This window comes from Lentzea sp. CA-135723, from assembly GCF_050936595.1.
Lineage (GTDB): Bacteria > Actinomycetota > Actinomycetes > Mycobacteriales > Pseudonocardiaceae > Lentzea.
In genome coordinates this window covers 7,551,604-7,572,551 of record NZ_JBNJMK010000001.1, presented here as the reverse complement: position 1 = coordinate 7,572,551, position 20,948 = coordinate 7,551,604, and the positions used below count along the sequence as shown (strand labels likewise).

Annotated in this window: 18 protein-coding genes; 6 read left to right on the top strand and 12 right to left on the bottom strand. The window is 70.3% G+C overall.

Annotation, left to right across the window (positions count from 1 at the left end):
• Positions 1-61: 61 nt before the first annotated feature.
• Genes murD through ACQEU1_RS35505 form a run of 6 tightly spaced genes read right to left on the bottom strand, consistent with a single transcriptional unit; the run spans position 62 to position 6,130 of the window.
• A complete protein-coding gene (murD, locus tag ACQEU1_RS35530) occupies positions 62-1,435 on the bottom strand; it encodes a UDP-N-acetylmuramoyl-L-alanine--D-glutamate ligase (protein ID WP_433211036.1) in 1,374 nt (457 codons plus the stop codon).
• Positions 1,436-1,439: 4 nt separating this feature from the next.
• Positions 1,440-2,525, bottom strand: a complete 1,086-nt coding sequence (gene mraY, locus ACQEU1_RS35525) for a phospho-N-acetylmuramoyl-pentapeptide-transferase (RefSeq protein WP_382444667.1) — start codon at positions 2,523-2,525, stop codon at positions 1,440-1,442.
• Entirely contained in the window at positions 2,522-3,982 is a 1,461-nt protein-coding gene (locus tag ACQEU1_RS35520; protein ID WP_433211032.1) for a UDP-N-acetylmuramoyl-tripeptide--D-alanyl-D-alanine ligase, read from the bottom strand. The genes mraY and ACQEU1_RS35520 overlap by 4 nt, the downstream gene beginning before the upstream one ends.
• Positions 3,979-5,586, bottom strand: coding sequence for a UDP-N-acetylmuramoyl-L-alanyl-D-glutamate--2,6-diaminopimelate ligase (locus ACQEU1_RS35515; RefSeq protein ID WP_433211030.1), 1,608 nt, complete (start codon positions 5,584-5,586; stop codon positions 3,979-3,981). Before ACQEU1_RS35515 ends, ACQEU1_RS35520 begins: the two co-directional genes overlap by 4 nt.
• Before the next feature lie 47 nt (positions 5,587-5,633).
• The gene (locus ACQEU1_RS35510) at positions 5,634-5,789 is read right to left on the bottom strand and encodes a hypothetical protein (protein WP_433211027.1); all 156 of its coding nucleotides are present in this window, start codon (positions 5,787-5,789) and stop codon (positions 5,634-5,636) included.
• The gene (locus ACQEU1_RS35505; RefSeq protein WP_433211024.1) at positions 5,783-6,130 is read right to left on the bottom strand and encodes a transposase; all 348 of its coding nucleotides are present in this window, start codon (positions 6,128-6,130) and stop codon (positions 5,783-5,785) included. The genes ACQEU1_RS35510 and ACQEU1_RS35505 overlap by 7 nt, the downstream gene beginning before the upstream one ends.
• Before the next feature lie 517 nt (positions 6,131-6,647).
• Here ACQEU1_RS35505 and ACQEU1_RS35500 point away from each other — a divergent pair.
• Entirely contained in the window at positions 6,648-7,448 is an 801-nt protein-coding gene (locus ACQEU1_RS35500) for a universal stress protein (RefSeq protein WP_433211021.1), read from the top strand.
• On the opposite strand, the gene ACQEU1_RS35495 is transcribed toward ACQEU1_RS35500, so the two are convergent.
• From ACQEU1_RS35495 to mraZ, 5 genes are all read right to left on the bottom strand, one after another.
• Positions 7,445-8,497, bottom strand: a complete 1,053-nt coding sequence (locus ACQEU1_RS35495) for a putative glycoside hydrolase (protein WP_433211018.1) — start codon at positions 8,495-8,497, stop codon at positions 7,445-7,447. The genes ACQEU1_RS35500 and ACQEU1_RS35495 overlap by 4 nt on opposite strands.
• 277 nt (positions 8,498-8,774) lie before the next feature.
• Positions 8,775-10,685, bottom strand: coding sequence for a peptidoglycan D,D-transpeptidase FtsI family protein (locus tag ACQEU1_RS35490; protein WP_433211015.1), 1,911 nt, complete (start codon positions 10,683-10,685; stop codon positions 8,775-8,777).
• A 1-nt stretch (position 10,686) separates the two neighbouring features.
• On the bottom strand, positions 10,687-11,304 hold the full coding sequence (locus ACQEU1_RS35485; RefSeq protein WP_433211012.1) for a hypothetical protein: 618 nt from the start codon (positions 11,302-11,304) through the stop codon (positions 10,687-10,689).
• Positions 11,301-12,254, bottom strand: a complete 954-nt coding sequence (rsmH, locus tag ACQEU1_RS35480; RefSeq protein WP_433211009.1) for a 16S rRNA (cytosine(1402)-N(4))-methyltransferase RsmH — start codon at positions 12,252-12,254, stop codon at positions 11,301-11,303. Before rsmH ends, ACQEU1_RS35485 begins: the two co-directional genes overlap by 4 nt.
• Positions 12,255-12,421: 167 nt before the next feature.
• Positions 12,422-12,853, bottom strand: coding sequence for a division/cell wall cluster transcriptional repressor MraZ (mraZ, locus tag ACQEU1_RS35475; RefSeq protein WP_394616373.1), 432 nt, complete (start codon positions 12,851-12,853; stop codon positions 12,422-12,424).
• Positions 12,854-13,258: 405 nt separating this feature from the next.
• Between mraZ and ACQEU1_RS35470 the strand changes: the two genes are divergently transcribed.
• From ACQEU1_RS35470 to ACQEU1_RS35460, 3 genes are read left to right on the top strand one after another with little or no spacing between them, the layout of a single operon-like run.
• Complete coding sequence (locus ACQEU1_RS35470; RefSeq protein ID WP_433211006.1) at positions 13,259-14,311, top strand: AAA family ATPase; 1,053 nt, start codon at positions 13,259-13,261, stop codon at positions 14,309-14,311.
• A gap of 2 nt (positions 14,312-14,313) precedes the next feature.
• The gene (locus ACQEU1_RS35465; RefSeq protein WP_433211003.1) at positions 14,314-15,579 is read left to right on the top strand and encodes a DUF58 domain-containing protein; all 1,266 of its coding nucleotides are present in this window, start codon (positions 14,314-14,316) and stop codon (positions 15,577-15,579) included.
• A 1-nt stretch (position 15,580) separates the two neighbouring features.
• Positions 15,581-18,082 (top strand): transglutaminase TgpA family protein, encoded by a 2,502-nt coding sequence (locus ACQEU1_RS35460; protein WP_433211001.1) that lies wholly within the window; start codon positions 15,581-15,583, stop codon positions 18,080-18,082.
• Positions 18,083-18,149: 67 nt separating this feature from the next.
• On the opposite strand, the gene ACQEU1_RS35455 is transcribed toward ACQEU1_RS35460, so the two are convergent.
• The gene (locus ACQEU1_RS35455; RefSeq protein WP_329789677.1) at positions 18,150-18,545 is read right to left on the bottom strand and encodes a DUF3040 domain-containing protein; all 396 of its coding nucleotides are present in this window, start codon (positions 18,543-18,545) and stop codon (positions 18,150-18,152) included.
• A gap of 283 nt (positions 18,546-18,828) precedes the next feature.
• Here ACQEU1_RS35455 and ACQEU1_RS35450 point away from each other — a divergent pair, with 283 nt between their 5' ends.
• Together ACQEU1_RS35450 and ACQEU1_RS35445 are read left to right on the top strand one after the other, a co-directional pair.
• Positions 18,829-19,335 (top strand): hypothetical protein, encoded by a 507-nt coding sequence (locus ACQEU1_RS35450; RefSeq protein WP_433210998.1) that lies wholly within the window; start codon positions 18,829-18,831, stop codon positions 19,333-19,335.
• Positions 19,335-20,873, top strand: coding sequence for an alkaline phosphatase D family protein (locus ACQEU1_RS35445; protein WP_433210996.1), 1,539 nt, complete (start codon positions 19,335-19,337; stop codon positions 20,871-20,873). Before ACQEU1_RS35450 ends, ACQEU1_RS35445 begins: the two co-directional genes overlap by 1 nt.
• The last annotated feature ends 75 nt before the right edge of the window (positions 20,874-20,948 follow it).

Here is a 20,948-nt window from a genome sequence, read left to right as displayed (position 1 = left end):
ATCGTCTCCTGTGTCAAGCGCTCGAACGGGGATTCCTGGGGCGTGTCGCCCCCTTTGCACCCTACCGACCGCCCGTGAGGGCCCTCACTGCGTCCGTGAACGCCTGACCGCGGTGTGCGTAGTCGGTGAACATGTCCATCGACGCCGCCGCCGGAGCCAGCAGGACCGTGTCGCCGGACTGCGCGAACTCCTGTGCGGCCCGCACGGTCGTCAGCATCGGATCTTCGTCGTCAGCAAGATCGAGTGACCGCACCGGGACGTCCGGCGCGTGCTTCGCGAGAGCCTCCGCGATCACCGCGCGGTCCTGGCCGATCAGCACGGCGGCGCGCAGCCGGTGGGCCTCCGTCCGGACCATGTCCTCGACGGACGCGCCCTTCAGCAGCCCGCCGGCGATCCAGACGACGCTGTCGAACGCCCGCAGCGACGCCACCGCGGCGTGCGGATTGGTCGCCTTCGAGTCGTTGACGTACTTCACGTCCGCCGCGTCCACGGTCACGAGCACCGCCCGGTGCGCGGCCGGTTCGAACGCCTCCAGGCCTTCCCGCACCGCCTCGGAGGGAACGCCGTACGCGCGCGCCAGCGCCGTGGCGGCCAGTGCGTCCGCGATCCCGGGAGGACCGGCCGGACGGATCTTCGCGACCTCGATCAGCGGCTCGTCGTCGGCGAACGCGCGGTCGACCAGCCAGCCGTCGCGGACGCCGAGCTGTCCGGGTTCGGGCTCCTCCAGCGTGAAGCCGACGCGGTCGCGGGCGGGCGCGGCTTCGAGGAGGTCGACCACGCGGTCGTCCTCGAGCCAGCCGATCGCCACGTCACCGGTGAGGACCCCGGCCTTGGCCTGCGCGTAAGCGTCCATGCCGCCGTGCCAGTCGAGGTGGTCCTCGGCGAGGTTGAGCAGCGCACCCGCCTGCGGACGCACCGAGGGCGCCCAGTGCAGCTGGAAGCTCGACAGCTCGACGGCGAGCACGCGACGGCCCGCGAGCAGCGCGTCGACGACCGGCAGGCCGACGTTCCCGCAGGCCACGGCGTCGGCGCCGGCGGCGTGCAGGATCGACTCCAGCATGCCGACGGTCGTCGTCTTGCCGTTGGTGCCCGTCACCGCGAGCCACACCGGCGGATCGGCCAGCTCGGTGCCCATCCGCCACGCCAGCTCGACGTCGCCGATGACCTCGATGCCCGCGGAGGCGGCGGCCGCGAGCAGCGGGCTCGACGGCTGCCAGCCGGGGCTCGTGACGACGAGGGAGATGCCGGCCGGGGGTTCCACCAGGCCGGGCACCAGTTCCACGCCTTCGAGCAGCGTCTCCAACGCGCCGAGGCGTTCCGGTGACGAGTCCGTCACCACGACCTCGGCGCCCGCCGCGAGCAACGCCTCCGCGGCGGACCGGCCGGTCACTCCAGCACCGGCGACCAGCACTTTCGAACCAGCCAGCTTGGTCATAACCCTAGAAACCGCCCGTCAGCCACTCGCTGTAGAACACGCCGAGCCCGAACATGCAGCAGATACCGGCCATCAACCAGAACCGGATGATGACCGTGGTCTCCGCCCAGCCTGCGAGCTCGAAGTGGTGGTGGAACGGGGCCATGCGGAACAGGCGCCGTCGTGAGGTGCGGAAGACCGCGACCTGCAACGCCACCGACAGGGCCTCGACCACGAACAGACCACCGATGACGATCATCAGCAGCTCGGTGCGGGTAGCGATCGCGAGACCGGCGACGAGACCGCCGAGCGCGAGCGACCCGGTGTCACCCATGAAGATCTTGGCCGGAGCGGCGTTCCACCAGAGGAAGCCGATGCAGCCCGCCATCGCCGCGGCGGCGATCACGGCGAGGTCCAGCGGGTCGCGGACGTCGTAACACCCGGCCACGGCGTAGCTGGAGCAGTTGTAGCGGAACTGCCAGAACGAGATGACGACGTACGTGCCGAACACCATCGCCGACGAGCCACCGGCGAGGCCGTCGAGGCCGTCGGTCAGGTTCACCGCGTTCGACCACGCGGCGACCATGCCGTAGCAGAAGACGATGAACCCGATGACGCCGAACGAGACCACCGGGATGTCGCGCACGAACGACAGGTTGACCGACGCGGGCGTCAGGCCTTCCTTGTTCGGGAACTGGAGCACGAGGACCGCGAACGTGATGGTCGCGATGAACTGGCCGACCAGCTTCGCCGTCTTGTTCAGGCCGAGGTTGCGGGCCTTGCGGATCTTGATGAAGTCGTCGAGGAAGCCGACCAGGCCCAGCGACGTCGTCAGCATCAGCACGAGCAGGCCGGACGCCGTCGGGGTCTGCCCGGACGCCGAGGCCGACATCGAGTTCACGAGGTGGGTGCCGAGGTAGCCGGCCCACATCGCGACCAGGATGGCGAGACCACCCATGGTCGGCGTGCCGCGCTTGGTCTTGTGGTGCTGCGGACCGTCTTCGCGGATCTCCTGGCCGAAGCCCTGCCGGGAGAAGACCTTGATCAGGTAAGGCGTCAGCAGGATCGACACCGCGAGGGCGATCGCAGCCGCGATCAGGATGCTCTTCACTTGGTTCCTGCCTCCAGCAGGGCCTCGGCGATGCGCCACAGGCGGTAGGCGTTGGATGCCTTGACCAGCACTACGTCACCGGGCCGGACTTCCCCAGAGAGCAACGCGATGGCCGCGTCCGCGTCCGGCACCAGGACGGATTCGTCTCCCCAAGATCCTTCCAGGTGGGCACCCTGGTGCATCGCGCGGGCCGGGTCACCGACCACGACCAGCTTGCTGATGTCCAGGCGCACCACCAGGCGGCCGATCTCGTCGTGCTCGCGCACCGCGTCGTCGCCCAGTTCCGCCATCGGGCCGAGGACGGCCCAGCTGCGGCGGGCGGGCGTCGTGGCGCGCGCGATCGAGGCGAGCGACTTCAACGCCGCGCGCACCGAGTCGGGGTTCGCGTTGTACGCGTCGTCGATCACCGTCACGCCGTCCGCGCGTTCGGTGATCACCATGCGGTGCGCGGAGACCCGTTCCGCGGCGCCCAGCCTTTGCGCGACCTCGTCCGGCGTGGCGCCGAGCTCGAGGGCGATCGCGGCGGCGACCAGGGCGTTGCCGACCTGGTGCTCGCCGTTCAGGGTGAGCCGGACGCGGGCCTCTCCGTGCGCGGTCTTCAGCGTGAAGCTCGCGCGGGCCTGCTCGTCCAGCTCGATGTCGACGGCGCGCACGTCCGCGTTCGGGCTCTCGCCGACCAGCACGACCTTGGCCTTCGTGCGGCTCGCCATGCCCGCGACCAGCGGGTCGTCGGCGTTCAGGATCGCGACGCCGTCCTCCGGCAGGGACTCGACCAGCTCGCCCTTGCCCTGCGCGATGCCCTCGCGCGAGCCGAACTCGCTGAGGTGCGCGGTGCCGACGTTGAGCACGGCGCCGAACTTCGGCGGCGCGATCTCGCAGAGGTTCGCGATGTGGCCTATGCCGCGCGCGGACAGTTCCAGCACGAGGAACTTCGTGTCCTCGGTGGCCCTCAGCGCGGTCCACGGGTGGCCGAGCTCGTTGTTGAACGAACCCGGCGGCGCGATGGTCTCGCCGACCGGGCTCAGCACCTGGGCGATGAGGTCCTTCGTGGACGTCTTGCCCGCCGAGCCGGTGATGCCGACGACCGTGAGGTCCTTCAGCCGGTCCGTGACGTGCCGGGCGAGCTTGGCCAGCGCTTCGAGCACCGCCGCGCCCTCGCCGGTGGTGTCGCCCGCGAGCACGTACGCGTTGGCGTGCCTGGTCTGCACCGGCGGCGCGATCACCGACGGCGCGTCGACCTCGCGGCCCGCCAGCACCCCGGCGGCACCGGAGGCCACGGCCTGGGCGGCGAAGTCGTGGCCGTCCACGCGTTCCCCCGGCAGCGCCAGGAACAGGCCCCCCTCGGTGACCTTGCGGGTGTCGAACTCGATGGTGCCGGTGACCACCGGACTGCCATCGGTCGCGTGCAACCGTCCGCCGACGATCTCCGCGATCTCGGCGAGCGTGAGTGCGATCAACGGTGCGCCTCTCTGATCGCGGCGGTCAGCGTCTCGACGTCCGAGAACGGATGGATCACGCCGGCGATCTCTTGTCCCGTCTCGTGTCCCTTGCCCGCCACGACCACGACGTCACCCGGATGTGCGAGCTCGACGGCCTTGCGGATCGCGAGCCTCCGGTCGCCGATCTCCAGCACCTCGCCCCGGTTCGCGGTGGCGAGCGCGCCTTCGAGCATGGCGGCCCGAATAGAGGACGCGTCTTCGCTCCTCGGGTTGTCATCGGTGATGATCAACACCTCGGCCCGTTGCGCGGCGGCCTCCCCCATCAGCGGGCGCTTGGCGCGGTCCCGGTCACCACCGCAGCCGAGCACGATGATCACCCGGCCGTCCGTCTTGGCCCTGACCGCGTCCAGCGCGAGCGCGACGGCGGCGGGCTTGTGCGAGTAGTCGACGACGGCGGTGAAGTCCTGGCCCTCGTCGACGCGCTGCATGCGGCCGGGCACCTGGACGTTCTTCAGGCCCTCGGCGATGGCGTCGGCCGGGATGCCTTCGAGGTGCAGGCAGGCGATGGCCAGCAGGGCGTTCGTGATGTTGAAGCTGCCCGCGAGCGGCAGGTGGACGCGGAGGTCGCCGTCCGGGCCGTGCGCGGTGAAGGTCTGCTCGCCGGTCGCGCTGACCTCGACGTCGCTCGCGGTCCAGTCGGCGTCCGTGGTCCTCGCGACCGTGACGGTGCCGGGTTTGACCAGGCGCGGGCCCCACTCGCCGTCGACGCAGACGACCTCCCGGCGCGCGCGGCCGTCGAACAGCTGCGCCTTGACCTGGAAGTACTCCTCCATGTCGGCGTGGAAGTCGAGGTGGTCCTGGCTGAGGTTCGTGAACGCGCCGATCTCGAACTCGGTGGCGGCGACGCGGCCCATGTGCAGCGCGTGGCTCGACACCTCCATAGCCACGTCGGTGACGCCGCGCTCGGCCATCACCGCGAACAACGCCTGCAGGTCCGGCGCCTCGGGCGTGGTGTGGGAGCTGCCGAGCTGCTCGGAGCCGATGCGGGTGCCGACCGTGCCGATCAGGCCGGTGTGCTTCCCGGCGGCGCGCAGCACCGACTCGATCATGTACGTGGTGGTGGTCTTGCCGGACGTGCCGGTGACCCCCCACAGCTTGATCTTCTGCGACGGCTGCCCGTAGACGTGCGCGGCGAGCAGACCGACGACCTCGCGCGGACGCGGGTGGATCAGCACGGGCACGTCCTTGAGGGCGTCGCGCGCGGCGCCGGCCTCGTCGGTCAGCACCGCGACGGCACCGTTGGCGATCGCCTGGTCGGCGAAGTCGGCACCGTGGACGTGCGCGCCCGGCAGCGCGGCGTAGAGGTCTCCGGCGACCACGTGCTGAGCACGCAGAGTTACCCCTGTCACCTGGACGTCGGCATGCGCCGGCCTGGTCAGGTGCACGTCGGCGACCGCGGCGAGAGCAGCCACGGAAGCAGGGCGGATGGCAGTGGGGCGGGGCGGGGCGGTCGCGACCTTGCCCTCGAGCTTGGCAGGCACGGGCGAGAGGCTACCGGCCTGCGCGGAGTGGCCGAGCGGCGCGTTGGCGAACGGGTGATGTTGGCGTCCTCCCGAGGCCATGACCACGGGATTCGATCAACGCTGACGTTGACCGGTGCGGTACCGCCTCACGACGCCCCGCTGGTTCCTGCTTCACAGACCGGGTCGCCCCCAGGTCTCCAGGTGGTGCACCGATAGACCGCTTGGCTCTCGTGGCTTTTCGGATCCACTGCGCGGCACGCTGAGCGGCGTTGCGACGTGTAGGCCGCGGGAACTTTCAGCACACGGCTTCCCGTGTACCGGGCCGCAGCACGCACGGCCAACTCGAACTGGTGCCAGCCCTTGTCATGTCGCGGATCCTGAGGTCTTCGAGCACGACCAGGCTGTGGTCGGTGGCGAGGCGATGAGCGATCTGACGAACGAAGTCCCGCCGGCGGTTCTTCTCGCGCCCCTTGATCCGGCTCATCATCGCGGTGGTCTTCCTGCGGTTGGCCGAGCCGCGCTCCTGCCGGGCGAGGCGCCGTTGCAGTCTGATGTAACGACGCTGCTCCTCATCAGTGCGGAAGCGCCGGTCGTGCATCGTCCCGTCCGAACACGCAACCGCTACCGGAAAGAAGGCGACCACCCGGACTTCGTACGCCCGTCGACCCGCCGCGTGCCGTGCGCACGGCACGCTCGATCAAGGTCCAGCAGCGCCTGCTGCAGTACGTGTGACGGTGCGCTCTTCAGCCAAGCGTGTTCCTGCTTGGCATCGGCCAACTCGGCAGCTTGTTGCTGGTAGCTGATCCAACTGCGACGCCGACCGTACTCACGGCGCTGTTCCAGGCCCGTGTTCCACACCGCCCGGCACACGTCCCCGATCAAGTCGGCGAACTACGCCTGCTCGCGAGTGAACGCGAGCCGGTACTTCCGGCCGGTCAGCATTCCGCGATCCCGCACCTCCGATTCATTTTCCATTGCCCACCAATGCAATTGCGACCGGGGTGGGGCCACACGACGGCTCTGCGCCGTTCGGGTGGCCTCGTCCGCTGGTCTGCGTGAGCGAGCCCGTCCGGCCGAACAAGTTCCTGCCCGCCTTGGGACTTCCGGCCCTGTGGGCACTGGTGCGGCTGCGGTGAGGTAGAGCGCGGCAGGAGGCGGCGATGAGAACTCGCACGGCGGTGGAACCCAGGAGATTCTCCTTCTGGGCACCGGATTTCAGCAGGTCCGTGACGGTCGGGGTGGACACGTCCGAATTCGCGTACCACGCGTTCGAGTGGGCCGCGCGGCACGCGTGGTCGCTCCGGACGGACCTCCAGGTGTACCTCGCGGATCCCGGTGACACGACGGTCCAGAAGGTCCTGGAACGGCTGCCGATGCTCACCGCCCACTTCCGCCCCAGTGGCGACGACCCGGTGGCCGCACTGGTGGGGGCGTCGGACTCGAGCGCGACCTTGGTCCTGGGGTGCAAGGGAGAACAGCACCGCGGCCTGGGTCTGGGGTCCCTCGTCCTCCCGGTGTTGCGCCGCGCGCGGTGCGGGGTCGTGGTGGTGCGCGGACGTCCTGAGGCGATCCGCGGCGAACACGGCTGGGTCACCGCTGCCGTCGGCGGGTGCGAGGACCCGGTCGTGCTGCGGCGCGCGGTCGAGCTCTGCCGCACCCGCCGAGCGCGGCTGCGGTTGCTGCACATCCATCTCCCGGCGCAGCACGACTCGTCGGCGCCGCGGGACGAGGCCGCGCTGCGCCGGGCCGTGTTGTTCCTGCGGACCACGGCTCCCGAGCTGACGCCCGAGGTGCGGGTGGAGGCACGGCACCCGCACGAGTCCATGGCGTCGCTGGACTCCGACCTCGTCGTGGTGGGTCGCGGCGGACAGCACGACGGGGTCGGGCTGGTCACGCGGGCCGCGCTGCACCACGCGTCGTGCCCGGTGCTGGTGGCGCGCGCGGAGCCCACCAAGGACTAGCAGGCCTTGCGCAGCACCGTTCCGGTCGTGCCGGGCAGTGCGACGAACGTGACCGGGGCGTTGTGCTCGTTGAGCTGCGTGGCGGCGAGGCGGACGGTGATCGGCGCGCTGCCGGTCCGGTTGGCGTTGACGATCACCGTGCCGCACTCGAAGTCGCGCTGGTGCACGTTCCTCGCGACCTCGAAGTGCTCTCCGAGCGGGTCGCCGAGGTCCCAGTCGTACTCGGTGCGCCACAGCGACGGATTGTCGTAGCGGTCCGTGTGCTGGATCTCGGAGATCGCCGCGTGCTCGCCCTTGGCCAGCAGGTACGAGGCGAAGGCGTAGCGGAACGGCTGCTCGGCGCCGCTGTGGTGCGGCTGGACCCAGGTGATCTTGCCCTTGGCCTCGTTGGCGGTGATCTGCTCGACCTGCCGGCTCCAGCCCTGCTCGTACTCGCTGAGCAGGTCGGAGTCGCCGAAGGTCAGCCACCACTCGTCGAAGCCGCCGTCGAGGTGCTCGACGTAGCTGTCCCAAGCGCCCTCGTGCAGGCGGGCGTTCGACATGTTCGCGACGGTCAGCAGGCCCGCGTCCACGAACTTCTGCCGAGTGTTGGCGAGCATCGAGCGGTAGGCGTCCCGCATCGAGGAGTCGGTCGGGTACTTCGCGGGGCACACGCCGTCGTGGTAGGTGTCGCAGGCGAACAGGGCGTTGTCCATGAAGACGCCGTCGAACGCGCCGGACGACGACTTCACGACGTTGTCGGCCCACGCGTTCTGGTACTCGGCGTTGCCGACGTCCATCTGCCAGTGGCCCTCGTAGCCGTCGTACTCGAATCGATCACCCGAGGCGTCGGTCAGGAACCACGACGGGTCGGCCGCGCAGTAGCCGACGCCGGTGGGGAGGTCGGCGTCGTCGACGCCGTTCTCGCAGGCGTAAGCACGCGTGGAGGAAAGATCTTTGTAGACGAAGGTCCGGATCTCCGGGTTGGCCGCCTTGAACTTCGCCGCAAGATCTTTCTCCCAGGCGTTCAGAACGACGTAAGAACGTCGCTGCGCCTCTTCGTAGATCATTTTTTCACTGGTCGGCGTGCTGTTCATGTGGAGCCAAAAAGATTCGGCGGTCCACTCGTCCTCATCAGCCTGAGCTGCGGGGATGATCGTCACCGCCAGGACACCCGCCAAGATCGCGGCACTGCAAGAACGCACGGCAAACCCCATCTCGCCTTGCTGACTCCGGTTTCGGAGCATTAGACGTGATGAAATGCGTCTTATTACGACAGAAAATTAACGGATAACTCTGGGCTGTCCTGTTGTCATGCCTGGGCGTGGCCCAGGTCACGCCCGGGACTCACATCTGCAGCTGCACGAACGGCGTCTGCTCGACCGACATCGGCACCTGGAACCGCTGCGTCAGGAACGTCGCGATGTCGTGGAACAGCGGCGCCGCCGACGAGCTGAACTGGGTGCCGGTGGGCGCGTCGAGCATGATCCCCACGACGTAGCGAGGGTTGTCCGCCGGCAGGATGCCCGCGAAGGTGATCCAGTACTGAGACTGCGAGTAGCACTTGCAGTTCTGGTCGATCTGCTGCGCCGTGCCGGTCTTGCCGGCGACCTGGTAGCCGGGCAGCGCGGCCTGCTTGCCGGTGCCGTTCTGGTTCGCGTCGCGCGGGTCGGACTGGGTGACCGAGCGGAACATGCTCCTGACGGTCTTCGCGGTCTCCGCCGACACCACCCGGACGCCGTCGGGCCGTTGCTTCTCCGACCGCGCGCCCTCCTCGCCGATCTCGGCGCGGACCAGCCGCGGCGGGATGCGCACGCCGTCGTTCGCGATGGCCTGGTACATGCCGGTCATCTGCAGCAACGTCATCGAGAGGCCCTGGCCGATCGGCAGGTTGCCGAACGTCGAGCCGGACCACTGGTTGAGCGGCGGGACCTGGCCCGCCTCCTCGGCGGGCACGCCGGACTGGGTGCGGCGGCCGAGACCGAACTTCTGCAGCATCTCGGCGTAGCGCTCCTGGCCGACCTCCTGGGCGGCGAGCAGCGTGCCGACGTTCGACGACTTCGCGAACACGCCGGTGAACGACATCGGCACGGTCGGGTGGTTCCAGGCGTCGCGGATGGTCCGGTCGGCGACCTTGATCGACCCCGGCACCTGGAGCACGTCGTCCGGCTTGAACAGGCCGTACTCGACGGCGGCGGCGGCCGTGACGATCTTGTTCACCGAGCCGGGCTCGAAGCTGTAGGCGACGGCGGTGTTGCGCTTCTGGTCCTCGGTGGCCTTGCCGAAGTCCGTCGGGTCGTACGTCTTGTCGTTGGCCATCGCGACGATCTCGCCGGTGCGGCTGTCCAGCACGACGGCGGAGGCGTTCTTCGCGCCCGACTTCTTCGCGTAGTCGCTGACCATCCTCTGGACGGCGTACTGGGTGTCGATGTCGATCGTGAGTTCCAGGCTCTTGCCCGGCTGCGGCTTCACGAGCTCGCGTTCGGTGTTGGGGATGACGAGCGTGTCGTCGCCCGACATCGTGTCGACCACGCGGCGGCCCGTGCGGCCGGCGAGCACGTTGTCCTGCGCGTTCTCCAGCCCGAGGATGCCCTGGACGGTCGGCGGCTTCTCGTCCTGGCGCCAGTTGGCCGCGCCGATGATGTTCGACGCCAGGTCGCCGTTCGGGTAGATGCGCTTGGAGCGGTACTCCGAGCCGATGTCCGACGGGAACTTCTCGACGATCTTCGCGGCCTTGGCCGGTTCGGCCTCGCTGACCAGCACCTCGTAGGTGACGTCCTGGACGAGCTGCTGGAAGATCGACTCCTCGTCGGTCTTCTCCCCGTTGACCTCGGAGCCGAGCGTCGACGACATGAACTTCGCGATCTCGCGCGCGTGGTCCTCGTAGGTCCCGGGGTACTTCTTCGCGTCCTTCGCGTGCGCCTCGTCCCACGTCTTGCGGGCGCGCTGCGGCAGCACGTAGAGCGCGCGGACCTCGATCGAGAACGCGAGCTGGTTGCCGTTGCGGTCGAGGATCGAACCGCGTTCGGCGGGGATGTCGATGGGCGTCGTGCGCTGCTTCTGCGCCTGCTGCGACAGCTCCGCCGCCTGCAGACCCTGCACCTGCACGAGCTTGACGCCCGCGATCAGCAGCGCGCCGATCAGCAGGATGCGGCCGACGGCGATGCGCACCCTGCTGTTGCCGCCCAGCCGCGTGGCCGGCTTGGAGCCGCGCACGGACAACGGGCGGCGCGGTCCCCTGGTCTGCGGACCCGGCATCTCAGCCGCCCGCCGGAGGTGTCTGACCGGCAGGCGGCGTCTGGCCCGCGGGAGGCGTCTGACCTGCGGGAGGCGTCTGGCCGGCCGGCGGCGCCGGGCTCTCCGAGGACGGCGGGGGTGGCGGTGCCGGCTTGGTAGCCGGGCTCGGCTTGCCGAACTCCTCGATCGAGCCGTCCGGGTTCTGCCGCAGCCTGGCCGGGTTCACCGGCTCCACGAGGCCCATCTCGCCCGCGCGGCGGGCCAGGTCGGTCGGCGACTCCAGCAGCGCGACCTCGCGGCGCAGCTGCTCCATCTGCAACGTCAGCCGCTCCGCCTCCGCCCGCGCCTCCTGGAGGCGGTAGGTGTCGGCGGCGGCCTGGGTGGAGAAGTACATGATCCCGGCGACGCCCGCGCCGAGCACGAGCATCACGAGCACGACGAACGGCGCCTTGGACGCGACCTTCTGCTGCGGCGCGGCCGTGCCACCCCGCAGGTTCTGGGCGCGCTGGGCCCGGCGGGCGTAGGCGCGCTCCGCTCCTGCCGAGCGCCGGCGAGCCTTGTCCTTCTGCTCGGCCTTGTCCTTCGACGCCTTGGACGGGTCGCGCGGCGACGGCCCGCCGACGCGTGCGGGTGCCGTCATCTCGGTTCTCCGATCCGCTCCGCCGCGCGCAGGCGCACCGGCGCCGCACGAGGGTTGTCCTCGATCTCCTGCTCGTTCGCGAGCTCGGCGCCCTTGGTGAGCAGCCTGACCTCGGGTCCGTGGCCCGGCAGCTCGACCGGCAGCCCCGGCGGCGTCTTCGACTTCGCCAGCTCCGCGAACGCCTGCTTCACCATCCGGTCCTCGAGGGACTGGTAGGACTCCACGACGATCCGGCCGCCGACGCCGAGCACGCCCAGTGCGGCGGGCAACGCCAGCCGCAGCGACTCCAGCTCGCCGTTGACCTCGATCCGCAACGCCTGGAACGTCCGCTTGGCCGGGTGCCCGCCGGTGCGCCGCGAGGCCGCGGGCACGACGGCGTAGAGCAGCTCGACCAGGCGTCCGGAGTTCGTGAACGGCTCCTTGTCGCGCTCCCGCAGCACCGCCGAGGCGATCTTGCCCGCGAACCGCTCCTCGCCGTAGGTCGAGAGGATCCGGGCGAGGTCGCCGTGCGAGTACGTGTTGAGCACGTCCGCCGCCGTCATGCCGGTGCCCTTGGACATCCGCATGTCGAGCGGGGCGTCCTTGGAGTACGCGAACCCGCGTTCCTCCTCGTCGAGCTGCAACGACGACACGCCGAGGTCCATCAGCACACCGTCCACACGCGAGTAGCCGAGGTCCTCGACGGCCTCGTCGATGTGGTCGTAGGTGACGTTGACGAGCTTGACCCGGTCGCCGTGGCGGGCGAGCCGCTTCCCGGCCATCTCGATGGCCTGCGGGTCGCGGTCGAGCCCGATGAGCGTGAGGTCGGGGTGCGCGCTCAACAGCGCGTCGGAGTGGCCGCCCATGCCGAGCGTCGTGTCGACGACGACGGCGGGCTTGCCTTCGAGCGCTGGAGCGAAGAGTTCCAGGACGCGGTCCAGCAGCACCGGAACGTGCCGCGGCTGATCCATGTCCCTCTACTCCCCGTAATGCGCGTTTCGGGTGACGTCAGGTCCCCGCCCGCCCGTAGAACCTGGCGCCGGGGAAGGTGCGCCAGGGCCGATAGTCGAGCGGACCGAGGCCTCACGGCACCCGAATCGCGTGTGGAACATCCGGCCTGTTGCTCGGCTGACCGCTATCAGAAGACGCCCGGAATGACCTCCTCGCGAGCGGTGGCGTAGCCGTCCTCGTGCTCGTCGAGATAGGTCTGCCAGGCCTGCGCGTCCCAGATCTCCAACCTGGTGAACGCGCCGACGACCACGCACTCCTTGGTCAGCCCGGCATACCGGCGCAGTTCCGGTGCGATCAGGACGCGGCCCTGACCGTCCGGACGCTGCTCGTCCGTGCCCGCGAACAGATAACGCTGGTAGGCGCGTACGGCGTCGTTCGTGAACGGCGCCTCGGCGACCTTCCTCGCCATCTGCTCGAACTCAGCCCGGGGGAACACGTACAGGCAGTGGTCCTGGCCCTTGGTGACCATGAGACCTCCCGCCAGTTCGTCCCGGAACTTCGCAGGCAGTGTCAGCCGACCTTTGTCGTCCAGGCGCGGGTAGTGAGTGCCGAGGAACACGGCAGACACCTCCCTTGCCGGGCGACGAGACCGGCAGTGGAGCCCCCGTCTGCCCCACCGGCCGCCACAGTACCCCACTTTTCACCACAGTCAACGTTGAAACAGGTGTTTACGCAGCATGCGAAAACTCGTTTGTGCTGGTAGAAGCTGTGGGGCGGGGTGGGGGGACGGTGGGGGAACTCGTGCGGCACCACCGTGGCGGGTGAGGGTTCAGCCGCGATTAAGCACTCGAACGGCCTAGAAAATTCCGGGAAAACGCCGTGTGACGACAAGACGGTGGGGGAAGGTGGAAACTAGTGGCGCGAACCCGATTGAGCCCGCAGGTGTAGGGCACTTAGCCGTGGTTTGACACACTGCGTGAAACGCTCACACGTCCGTGTTCCGGACACGGCTGCTGGAGGTTTAGTGACGCCGGGAAGCCCAAGCGCGAACAGTCACGCGCCGGTCGATCAGGTTCTGGGTGAGTTGCACGGCGCCGTCCAGCGGATCGCCGCCAACGTGGAGCGGGTGCTCGTCGGCAAACCCGACGTGGTCCGCCTCGCCCTGGTGACGCTGCTCGCCGAGGGGCACCTGCTGGTCGAGGACGTGCCGGGTGTCGGCAAGACCTCGCTGGCGAAAGCGCTTGCCCGCTCGATCGACTGCACGGTGAGCCGCGTGCAGTTCACGCCCGACCTGCTGCCGAGCGACATCACCGGCTCGTCGATCTACAACCGGCAGGAGAACGACTTCGAGTTCCGGCCGGGACCGATCTTCGCGAACATCGTCGTCGGCGACGAGATCAACCGCGCCTCCCCCAAGACGCAGTCCGCGCTGCTGGAGTGCATGGAGGAGCACCAGGTCACGGTCGACGGCAACACGTACCCCCTGGGGTCGCCGTTCATGGTGATCGCGACGCAGAACCCGATCGAGATGGAGGGCACCTACGCCCTTCCCGAGGCGCAGCGCGACAGGTTCACCGCGCGCGTGTCGGTCGGGTACCCGGACCCGCAGGCCGAGCTCGCGATGGTCGACGAGCACGCGGGCCACAACCCGCTCGACGACCTGCGGCCCGTGTCGGACGCCGCGCAGATCCTGCGGCTGATCGAGGCCGTGCGCCGGGTGCACCTGTCGCCGGAGGTCCGCCGGTACGCGGTCGAGCTGGTCTCGGCGACGCGCCGCCTGCCGGAGCTCCGCCTCGGCGCCTCGCCGCGGTCGACGCTGCACCTCGTGCGGGCCGCCCGTGCGCAGGCCGCGCTGGCCGGTCGTGACTTCGTGGTGCCGGACGACATCCACGCGGTGTCGATCCCGGTGCTGGCCCACCGGCTGGTGCTGACGGCGGAGGCGCAGGCCGCCCGCCGCAACCCCGCCGAGCTGATCAGGGCGCTCCTGCAGCGCGTGCCGGTGCCCACGGCGGCGCTGGACCCGAGTGCGGCGTTCGTCCGCAGCATGAACAACAACAACGCAGGGACGCCACGCTAACGATGCGCACCGCACTCTCCGGTCTGACCACGCGCGGAAGATGCTTGCTGGCCGCGGGGTTCGCCGCCGGAGTGTGCGCCGCCGTGCTGAACGAGCGCGACCTGCTGAGGGTCGCGGCCTTCGTGATCGCGCTGCCGCTGCTGGCCGCGTGGCTCGCGACGAGGGCTCGGGTGGGGCTGCACGCCGCCCGGTACCTCGCGCCGAGCCGGGTGCCGGTCGGCGCCGCGTCGGAGGTGAAGCTCGACCTGCGCAGCACCGGCAGGCTGCCCACGGGCGGGCTGATGCTGGAGGACACCGTCCCGTACGCCCTGGGCGCGCGGCCGCGGTTCCTCGTCGAACGGCTGCCGCGCAACACGCCGACGTCGCTGCGCTACCCGCTCAAGCCGGTGATGCGCGGGATCCAGCAGGTCGGGCCGTTGATGGCGCGGATCACCGACCCGTTCGGCCTCGCTGAGTTCGACCGCGAGCTCGCCGGCCGGTCCCGCCTGGTCGTGGTGCCCAGGGTGGTGCGGCTGTCGGGGTTGCCCGGCGGGTCCGGCATGGGCGCGGGCGACGACGGCTCGGTGCGGCTGCGGGCCGGCCAGGGCGAGGACGACGCGGTCGTGCGGCCGTACCGGCAGGGCGACGACCTGCGGAAGGTGCACTGGCGGTCGACCGCCCGGCGCGACGAGCTGATGGTGCGCGTCGAGGAACGCCCGTGGCGCGGCGGCACGACGGTGCTGATCGACCACCGGGTGCACGCGCACCGCGGTAGCGGGCCGACGGCGTCGCTGGAGTGGGCGATCTCGTTCTCCGCGTCGATCTGCCTGCACCTGCACCACTTCGGGCACCAGGTCCGCCTGGTCTCCGAGGACGGGCGGGTGCTCGCGGGCGGGTCGTCCGACGGCGGGCACAGCGACCACGTGGTGCTGGACTCGCTCGCGGCGTTGCAGGGTTCGCACCGCCGTGAGCTGAGCGGCGGCACCGACCCCGGCGCGGGCCAGGAGGTCATCGCGGTGCTGGGCGCGCTGTCGCCGGCGTCGGCGGAGGAGCTGATCCGGTACCGGCCGCGCGGCACCCGCAGTCTCGCGGTGCTGCTGGACGTGAACGCGTGGGCGGGCGGGACCGACCAGGCCGCCCCCGAACCGGAGGACGCCCGGCGGTTGCTGGCGGGCGCGGGCTGGGGCGTGGCGGTCGCGAAGCCGTCCGCGTCGATGCAGCAGGTGTGGCAGGAGTTGTGCGCCTCGGCAGGGACCCGGGGCCCGTCGTTCCGCTCGGAGGTGGGCTGAGATGGGGAGCCGTTCCGCTCCTGCCAGAAGCGCCGAACCGGAGTGGTTCACCTCGGCGACGCCGTGGATCGCCGCGCTGGCCGTGCTGTGCGCGTCGACCGCGTTGTCCGGTGTGATCGAGGGCGACCTGTGGCTCGTCCGGATCGCCGTGATGATCGTCGCGATCACCGTCACCGGCGCGTTCCTGCGCGCGACCAGGCTGCCGGCGCCGCTGGTGGCCCTGGCCCAGGTCTTCGTGCTGTTGTGCCTGCTCACCGCGTTGCACACGCGGTCGGGCATCTTCCTGTTCATCCCCGGCCCTGACTCGCTGGGCGAGCTCGGCGACGTGCTCGCGGAGTCGGTGGCGCAGGTGCAGACCGGGGTGCCCCCGGTGCACGCGTCGCCCGCGATCCAGGCGCTCGTGGTGCTCGCGATCGGCCTCGTGGCGATCCTCGTCGACACGCTCGCGGTGGCCGCGGCGGCTCCGGCTGCGTCCGGGCTGGTGCTGCTGTGCGTGTTCGCGGTGCCCGCTTCGCTCGCCGACGAGATGCTGCCCTTCTGGACGTTCGTGCTGGGCGCGGCGGCGTTCGCGATGCTGCTCGCGGTCGACGGCCAGCACCGGCACGTGGCGTGGCGGGGCCGTCTCGGGTCGGGCTCGGCCAGCGGATCCGGTTCGTCGGCGACGTCGGTGGCGGCGATCGCGATGGTGATCGCGCTGGTGGTCGGGTTCGCGTTCACGTTCGTCGGCACGGTCGGGCGGCTGCCCGGCAACGGCTCGCTGGGCGGGGGCCGTGGCGGCATCGGCCTGAGCGAGATGACGTCGTTGCGCGGCATGCTGAACCGCGGCCAGTCGGCCGAGGTGTTCATCGTCCGCGGCATGCCCAAGGAGGAGCCCGTCTACATGCGGGCGTCCACGCTCGCGCAGTACGTGCCGAACAAGGGCTGGGAACGCGGTACGCCTCCCGGCGGCGGGCCCGCGCGGGGTGAGCTGCCACCGCAGGCAGGCGACCGGGGCGAGGGCAACTCCGTCACGATCAAGATCGAGCCGCGCAGCTGGCGGAGCTACTGGCTGCCGACCTACGGCAAGGTCCGCTCGATCCAGACGCCGGACGACCAGTACCAGTTCGACCCCAAGAAGGGGGTCATCTACACCCAGCAGGAACGCGAGCCGGAGCCGTACGAGATCAACACGGTGCTCGCGACGCCGGCGAAGGGCGCGTTGCAGCTCGCCCCGACCCAGGCGAACGCGGTCGACCGCGAGTACTACTCGTTCAACGGCGTCGAGCAGGAGGTCCAGGACCTCGCGAAGAAGATCGTCGAGGGCGCGACCAACGACTTCGACAAGGCCGCGAAGCTCACCGACTTCTTCCACGGCCCCGAGTTCAAGTACGACCTCAAGACGCAGGGCGACGTCAACCGGGACGCGCTGACCGACTTCGTGACGAAGAGCAAGGTCGGCTACTGCGAGCAGTACGCGTCCGCGATGGCCGTGATGGCGCGCGTGGTGGGGCTGCCGTCGCGGGTGGCGATCGGCTTCACCGCGGGCGTGCTGTCGCCGGACCAGTCGTACCGGACGATCAGCACCGAGGACGCGCACGCGTGGGTCGAGATCTTCTTCCCGAACAACGGCTGGATGACGTTCGACCCGACGCCGGTCGACGACGGCCGCGGCATCGTGCCGCCGTACCTGCGCAACGAGGCGCAGGGGCAGGAGGACGTGCCGACCGCGAACACCGCTACCGAGACGACGGCGCCGACCGTGAGCGGCTCGGCGCAGGCCTCGACCTCGCCCGACGGTGAGGACGGCACGGCCGCCATCGGTGACGCGACCGTGCAGGACACGTCGAGGGACTGGGTCCCGTGGGCGGTGGGTGCCGTCGTCGCGCTCGCGTTGCTCCTGCAGCTCTTCCGGCAGCTGAGCAAGAGGGCAGGCCCGGCCCGTCCCGGCGGGGACGGTCCCGCGCCGCCGACAGGTCTCGCCGCGGCGCTGCGGCGGTGGAGCGGGCCGCTGTCGATCGTGCTGTGGGCGGTCGCGCTGCTGCTCGCGGTGGCGTGGGTGTCGTACTGGCTGACGGCGTTGGTGCTGGTGTTGCTGCTCGTCGCGACTCCTGGGGCCATCCGCGCGGTGCGCCGGCGTGACCGGCTCCGGCAGGTCACCGGGCTCGGTCCGGCGGCTGCCTCGGCGGCGTGGGGCGAGCTCATCGCCGAGTCGATCGACCGCGGCGCGCCCGTTCCGGCCGCCGAGACGATCCGGATCGCGGCCCGCAGGCTCGCGCGCGAGCACAACCTCGACGACGCGGGCAAGGAAGGTCTGCGCACGGTCATCGGGGCGATCGAGCGGTCCTGGTACAGCCCGAACCCGGCGGCCGACCCGGCGTTGCCCTCCGCGCTGGAGGCGGTGCGGCAGTCGTTGCGGCAGAACGCGCCGCTGTCGTGGAAGGCGAAGCTGTTCCCGAAGTCGGTGCTGAAGCCGGCGCCCGCGCCGGTGGCCGACGTGCCGGAGCGCGAGCCGGTCGGGGTCTGAGTTCTTCCGGACGAGCAACGGGCCCGCTCCCCTGTGGGGGACGGGCCCGTTGCTCGTGGATCAGTGGTTACTGCTCTTCGTCGAACCGACGACGGAAGCGCTCTTCCATCCGTTCGGAGAACGAGCTGCGGCTGCGCGCGGGCTTGCCGTCCTCCTGCGTGCCCTCGGCGACCTGGTCACCGCGACGCAACGTCGTCAGGGTGATCAGCGCACCGAAGAACATGAGCAGGAAGCCGAAGACGCTCACCACGGGGATGCTGGCGATCGAGAGCTGCGGGAGCATCACGCCGGTGATGAGCGCGGCCACGCCGACCACGAACAACACGATGCCTTGTACGCGGCGTCGCTTGGACGGCCGCCGCAACTTGGCGCCCCGTACGGTAGATGCGAACTTCGGGTCCTCGGCGTAGAGCGCGCGCTCGATCTGGTCGAGCAGTCGCTGCTCGTGCTCGGAGAGTGGCATCGTTCCTCCTCCGGCACAGCGGTCGCGGGCGCCGGGTGTTCTCGGTCTGCGCCGAACCCGGCGGACGACCCACCCCTGGGGACGTCACCTTCCAGGATACGATCCGCGCGCCCCGGCGACTACCCAGTCGGCCTTCTCATACGGTCTGTTCTGTCACCATCATCCTCCTGGGGCAGTGGTGAGGCCTTCGTGAGGCTTGCTCAACCCCCTTGTGGCCTTCCGTTCACGCCTGATTCGACTTCCTGATCCGCCCTGGACGGCCCCGCTTGCTCGGATCAGTCCCATGACCGAACTCATCGTCAACGGCGCCGCCGAGCAGGGCCTGACCGGCTGGCTCGTCGTCGCGGGGGCCCCGATCGTGCTGCGGTACGACACGGGCCAGGGGTATCCGGGGCCCGGTGATCCCGGTCCGGCGCAGCGCGGGTCGTCGTTCTTCGGCGGCGGCGACACGCCACTGAGCACGTTGCGACAGAGCGTGACATTGCCGCGCCGCGCGTCTCGGTTCGCGGTGTCGGCGTGGCTCGGCGGCTACGCGGCGCAGCAGGACGGCGCCCGGCTGTCCGTCGAGTTCCTCGACGCGGGCGGCACCCCGCGCGGGCTCGTCGTGCTCGGCCCGGTCACGGCGGAGGAGCGCTCCGGCCGCACGGGCCTGCTGGAGCGGACGTTCCGGGGCACCGTGCCGCCCGGCAGCAAGAAGGCGGTCGTCACCCTGCAGATGACCCGATCCGGTGGCGGCACGTCGAACGACGGCTACGCGGACAACATCTCGTTCACCGTGGAGGCCCGCTGATGCTGAACCGACGTGATCTCCTGCGCGCCGCTGCCGCCGCCGGAGCCCTCGGCACCGTGTGGCCGCTGGCCGAGGGCCTCTCCCCTGCCGAGGCCCACGCGGCCGCACTGGACCTGGGCGCCACGTGGGACCCGGCGCCGTTCACGCTCGGCGTCGGCTCCGGGGACCCGTTGCCGGACAGCGTGATCCTGTGGACGCGCCTGGCACCCGAACCGCTGGCGTTCGAGCAGCCGCTGCCCGAGATCGTCGAGGTCGAGTGGTCCGTGGCGCTGGACCGCACGATGCGCACGAAGGTCGCCTGCGGCACGGTCGCGGCCTCGAACCTGTTGGGGCACAGCGTGCACGTGCCGGTGTCCGGCCTGCGTCCCGGCCGCACCTACTACTACCAGTTCTCGGCGCTGGGCAAGCGTTCCCGCGTCGGGCGCACGCGCACGGCCCCGGTCGGCGCGGTGTCCCGCGTCCGTTTCGCGACGGCGAACTGCCAGGCGTTCCACGACGGCTTCTACGCGGCCCACCGCGGCATCGCGGCGGAGAACGTCGACTTCGTCGTGCACCTGGGCGACTACATCTACGAGCACGGCCAGGTCGGCGGCCAGCACGTGCGCGACCACGAGGGCCCCGCCGTGCTGTCCCTCGCGGACTACCGCCGCCGCCACGCCCTCTACAAGGGCGACGCGTCCCTGCGCGACGCCCACGCGGCCCACCCCTGGTTCCTGACGTGGGACGACCACGAGGTCGTCAACGACTACAGCGGTACCGAGGGCTCCGCGCCGTTCGTGAAGCGCCGCGCCGCCGCCTACCAGGCCTGGTACGAACACCTGCCGATCCGCTCCGGCAGCGCCCTGGAACCGCAGATCTACCGCCGCCGCGAGTGGGGCTCCCTGGTCGACCTGACCGTGCTGGACCTGCGCCAGTACCGGTCCGCGCAGAACCTGGCGGACGGCACGATCCTGGGCGCCGAGCAGAAGAAGTGGTTGCTGGACGGCGTCTCGGGCGCCCGCGAGGCGTGGCAGGTGTGGATCAACTCGATCATGCTCTCGCAACTGGCCCGCACCGGCGGCGGCTACTACTTCACTGACCAGTGGGACGGCTTCCTCGCCGAACGCCGCGAGGTGCTGGGTCACGTGGCGTCGTCCGGCCTGAAGGACCTCGTGGTGCTCACCGGCGACTGGCACTCGGCGTTCGTCGACGACATCCGCCCGGACTTCGACGACCTCTCATCGCCGGTGATCGGCACCGAGTTCACCGCGCACTCGGTCACGTCCGGCGCGTACTCGCCGGAGTGGAACGCGGTGAACGGGCCCGTGATGGGGGCGGCGAACCCGCACCTGAAGTACTTCGAGGGCAACAGGTACGGCTACGACGTGTACGAGGTGACGCCCAGGCGGTTCACCACGCACATGAGGGTGATCGGGGACCGGCGGGACGCGGCGTCGCCGGTGACGACGCTGACCTCGTTCCACGTCGACCGCGGGAAGGCCGGCAGCTACGAGGACCCGGCTACTTCGGGATCTCCGGCGCAGTACCGGCGGGCCTGAAAGTGTCAGACCCGCTGAGTAAGCTCGAAATCGGGGGTTCCCAGGCCCTGCTTGGCAGAGGGCGGGCCCCCCGAA

Bases quoted from the DNA above. Each gene is read 5' to 3' on its own strand.
- ACQEU1_RS35495 (WP_433211018.1), bottom strand. From the start codon at position 8,497: ATGATCTACGAAGAGGCGCAGCGACGTTCTTACGTCGTTCTGAACGCC.
- rsmH (WP_433211009.1), bottom strand. From the start codon at position 12,254: ATGGATCAGCCGCGGCACGTTCCGGTGCTGCTGGACCGCGTCCTGGAA.
- ACQEU1_RS35465 (WP_433211003.1), top strand. From the start codon at position 14,314: ATGCGCACCGCACTCTCCGGTCTGACCACGCGCGGAAGATGCTTGCTG.
- ACQEU1_RS35445 (WP_433210996.1), top strand. From the start codon at position 19,335: ATGCTGAACCGACGTGATCTCCTGCGCGCCGCTGCCGCCGCCGGAGCC.
- ACQEU1_RS35500 (WP_433211021.1), top strand. From the start codon at position 6,648: ATGAGAACTCGCACGGCGGTGGAACCCAGGAGATTCTCCTTCTGGGCA.
- ACQEU1_RS35450 (WP_433210998.1), top strand. From the start codon at position 18,829: ATGACCGAACTCATCGTCAACGGCGCCGCCGAGCAGGGCCTGACCGGC.
- ACQEU1_RS35485 (WP_433211012.1), bottom strand. From the start codon at position 11,304: ATGACGGCACCCGCACGCGTCGGCGGGCCGTCGCCGCGCGACCCGTCC.
- ACQEU1_RS35460 (WP_433211001.1), top strand. From the start codon at position 15,581: ATGGGGAGCCGTTCCGCTCCTGCCAGAAGCGCCGAACCGGAGTGGTTC.
- ACQEU1_RS35515 (WP_433211030.1), bottom strand. From the start codon at position 5,586: ATGGCCTCGGGAGGACGCCAACATCACCCGTTCGCCAACGCGCCGCTC.
- ACQEU1_RS35490 (WP_433211015.1), bottom strand. From the start codon at position 10,685: ATGCCGGGTCCGCAGACCAGGGGACCGCGCCGCCCGTTGTCCGTGCGC.
- murD (WP_433211036.1), bottom strand. From the start codon at position 1,435: ATGACCAAGCTGGCTGGTTCGAAAGTGCTGGTCGCCGGTGCTGGAGTG.
- ACQEU1_RS35455 (WP_329789677.1), bottom strand. From the start codon at position 18,545: ATGCCACTCTCCGAGCACGAGCAGCGACTGCTCGACCAGATCGAGCGC.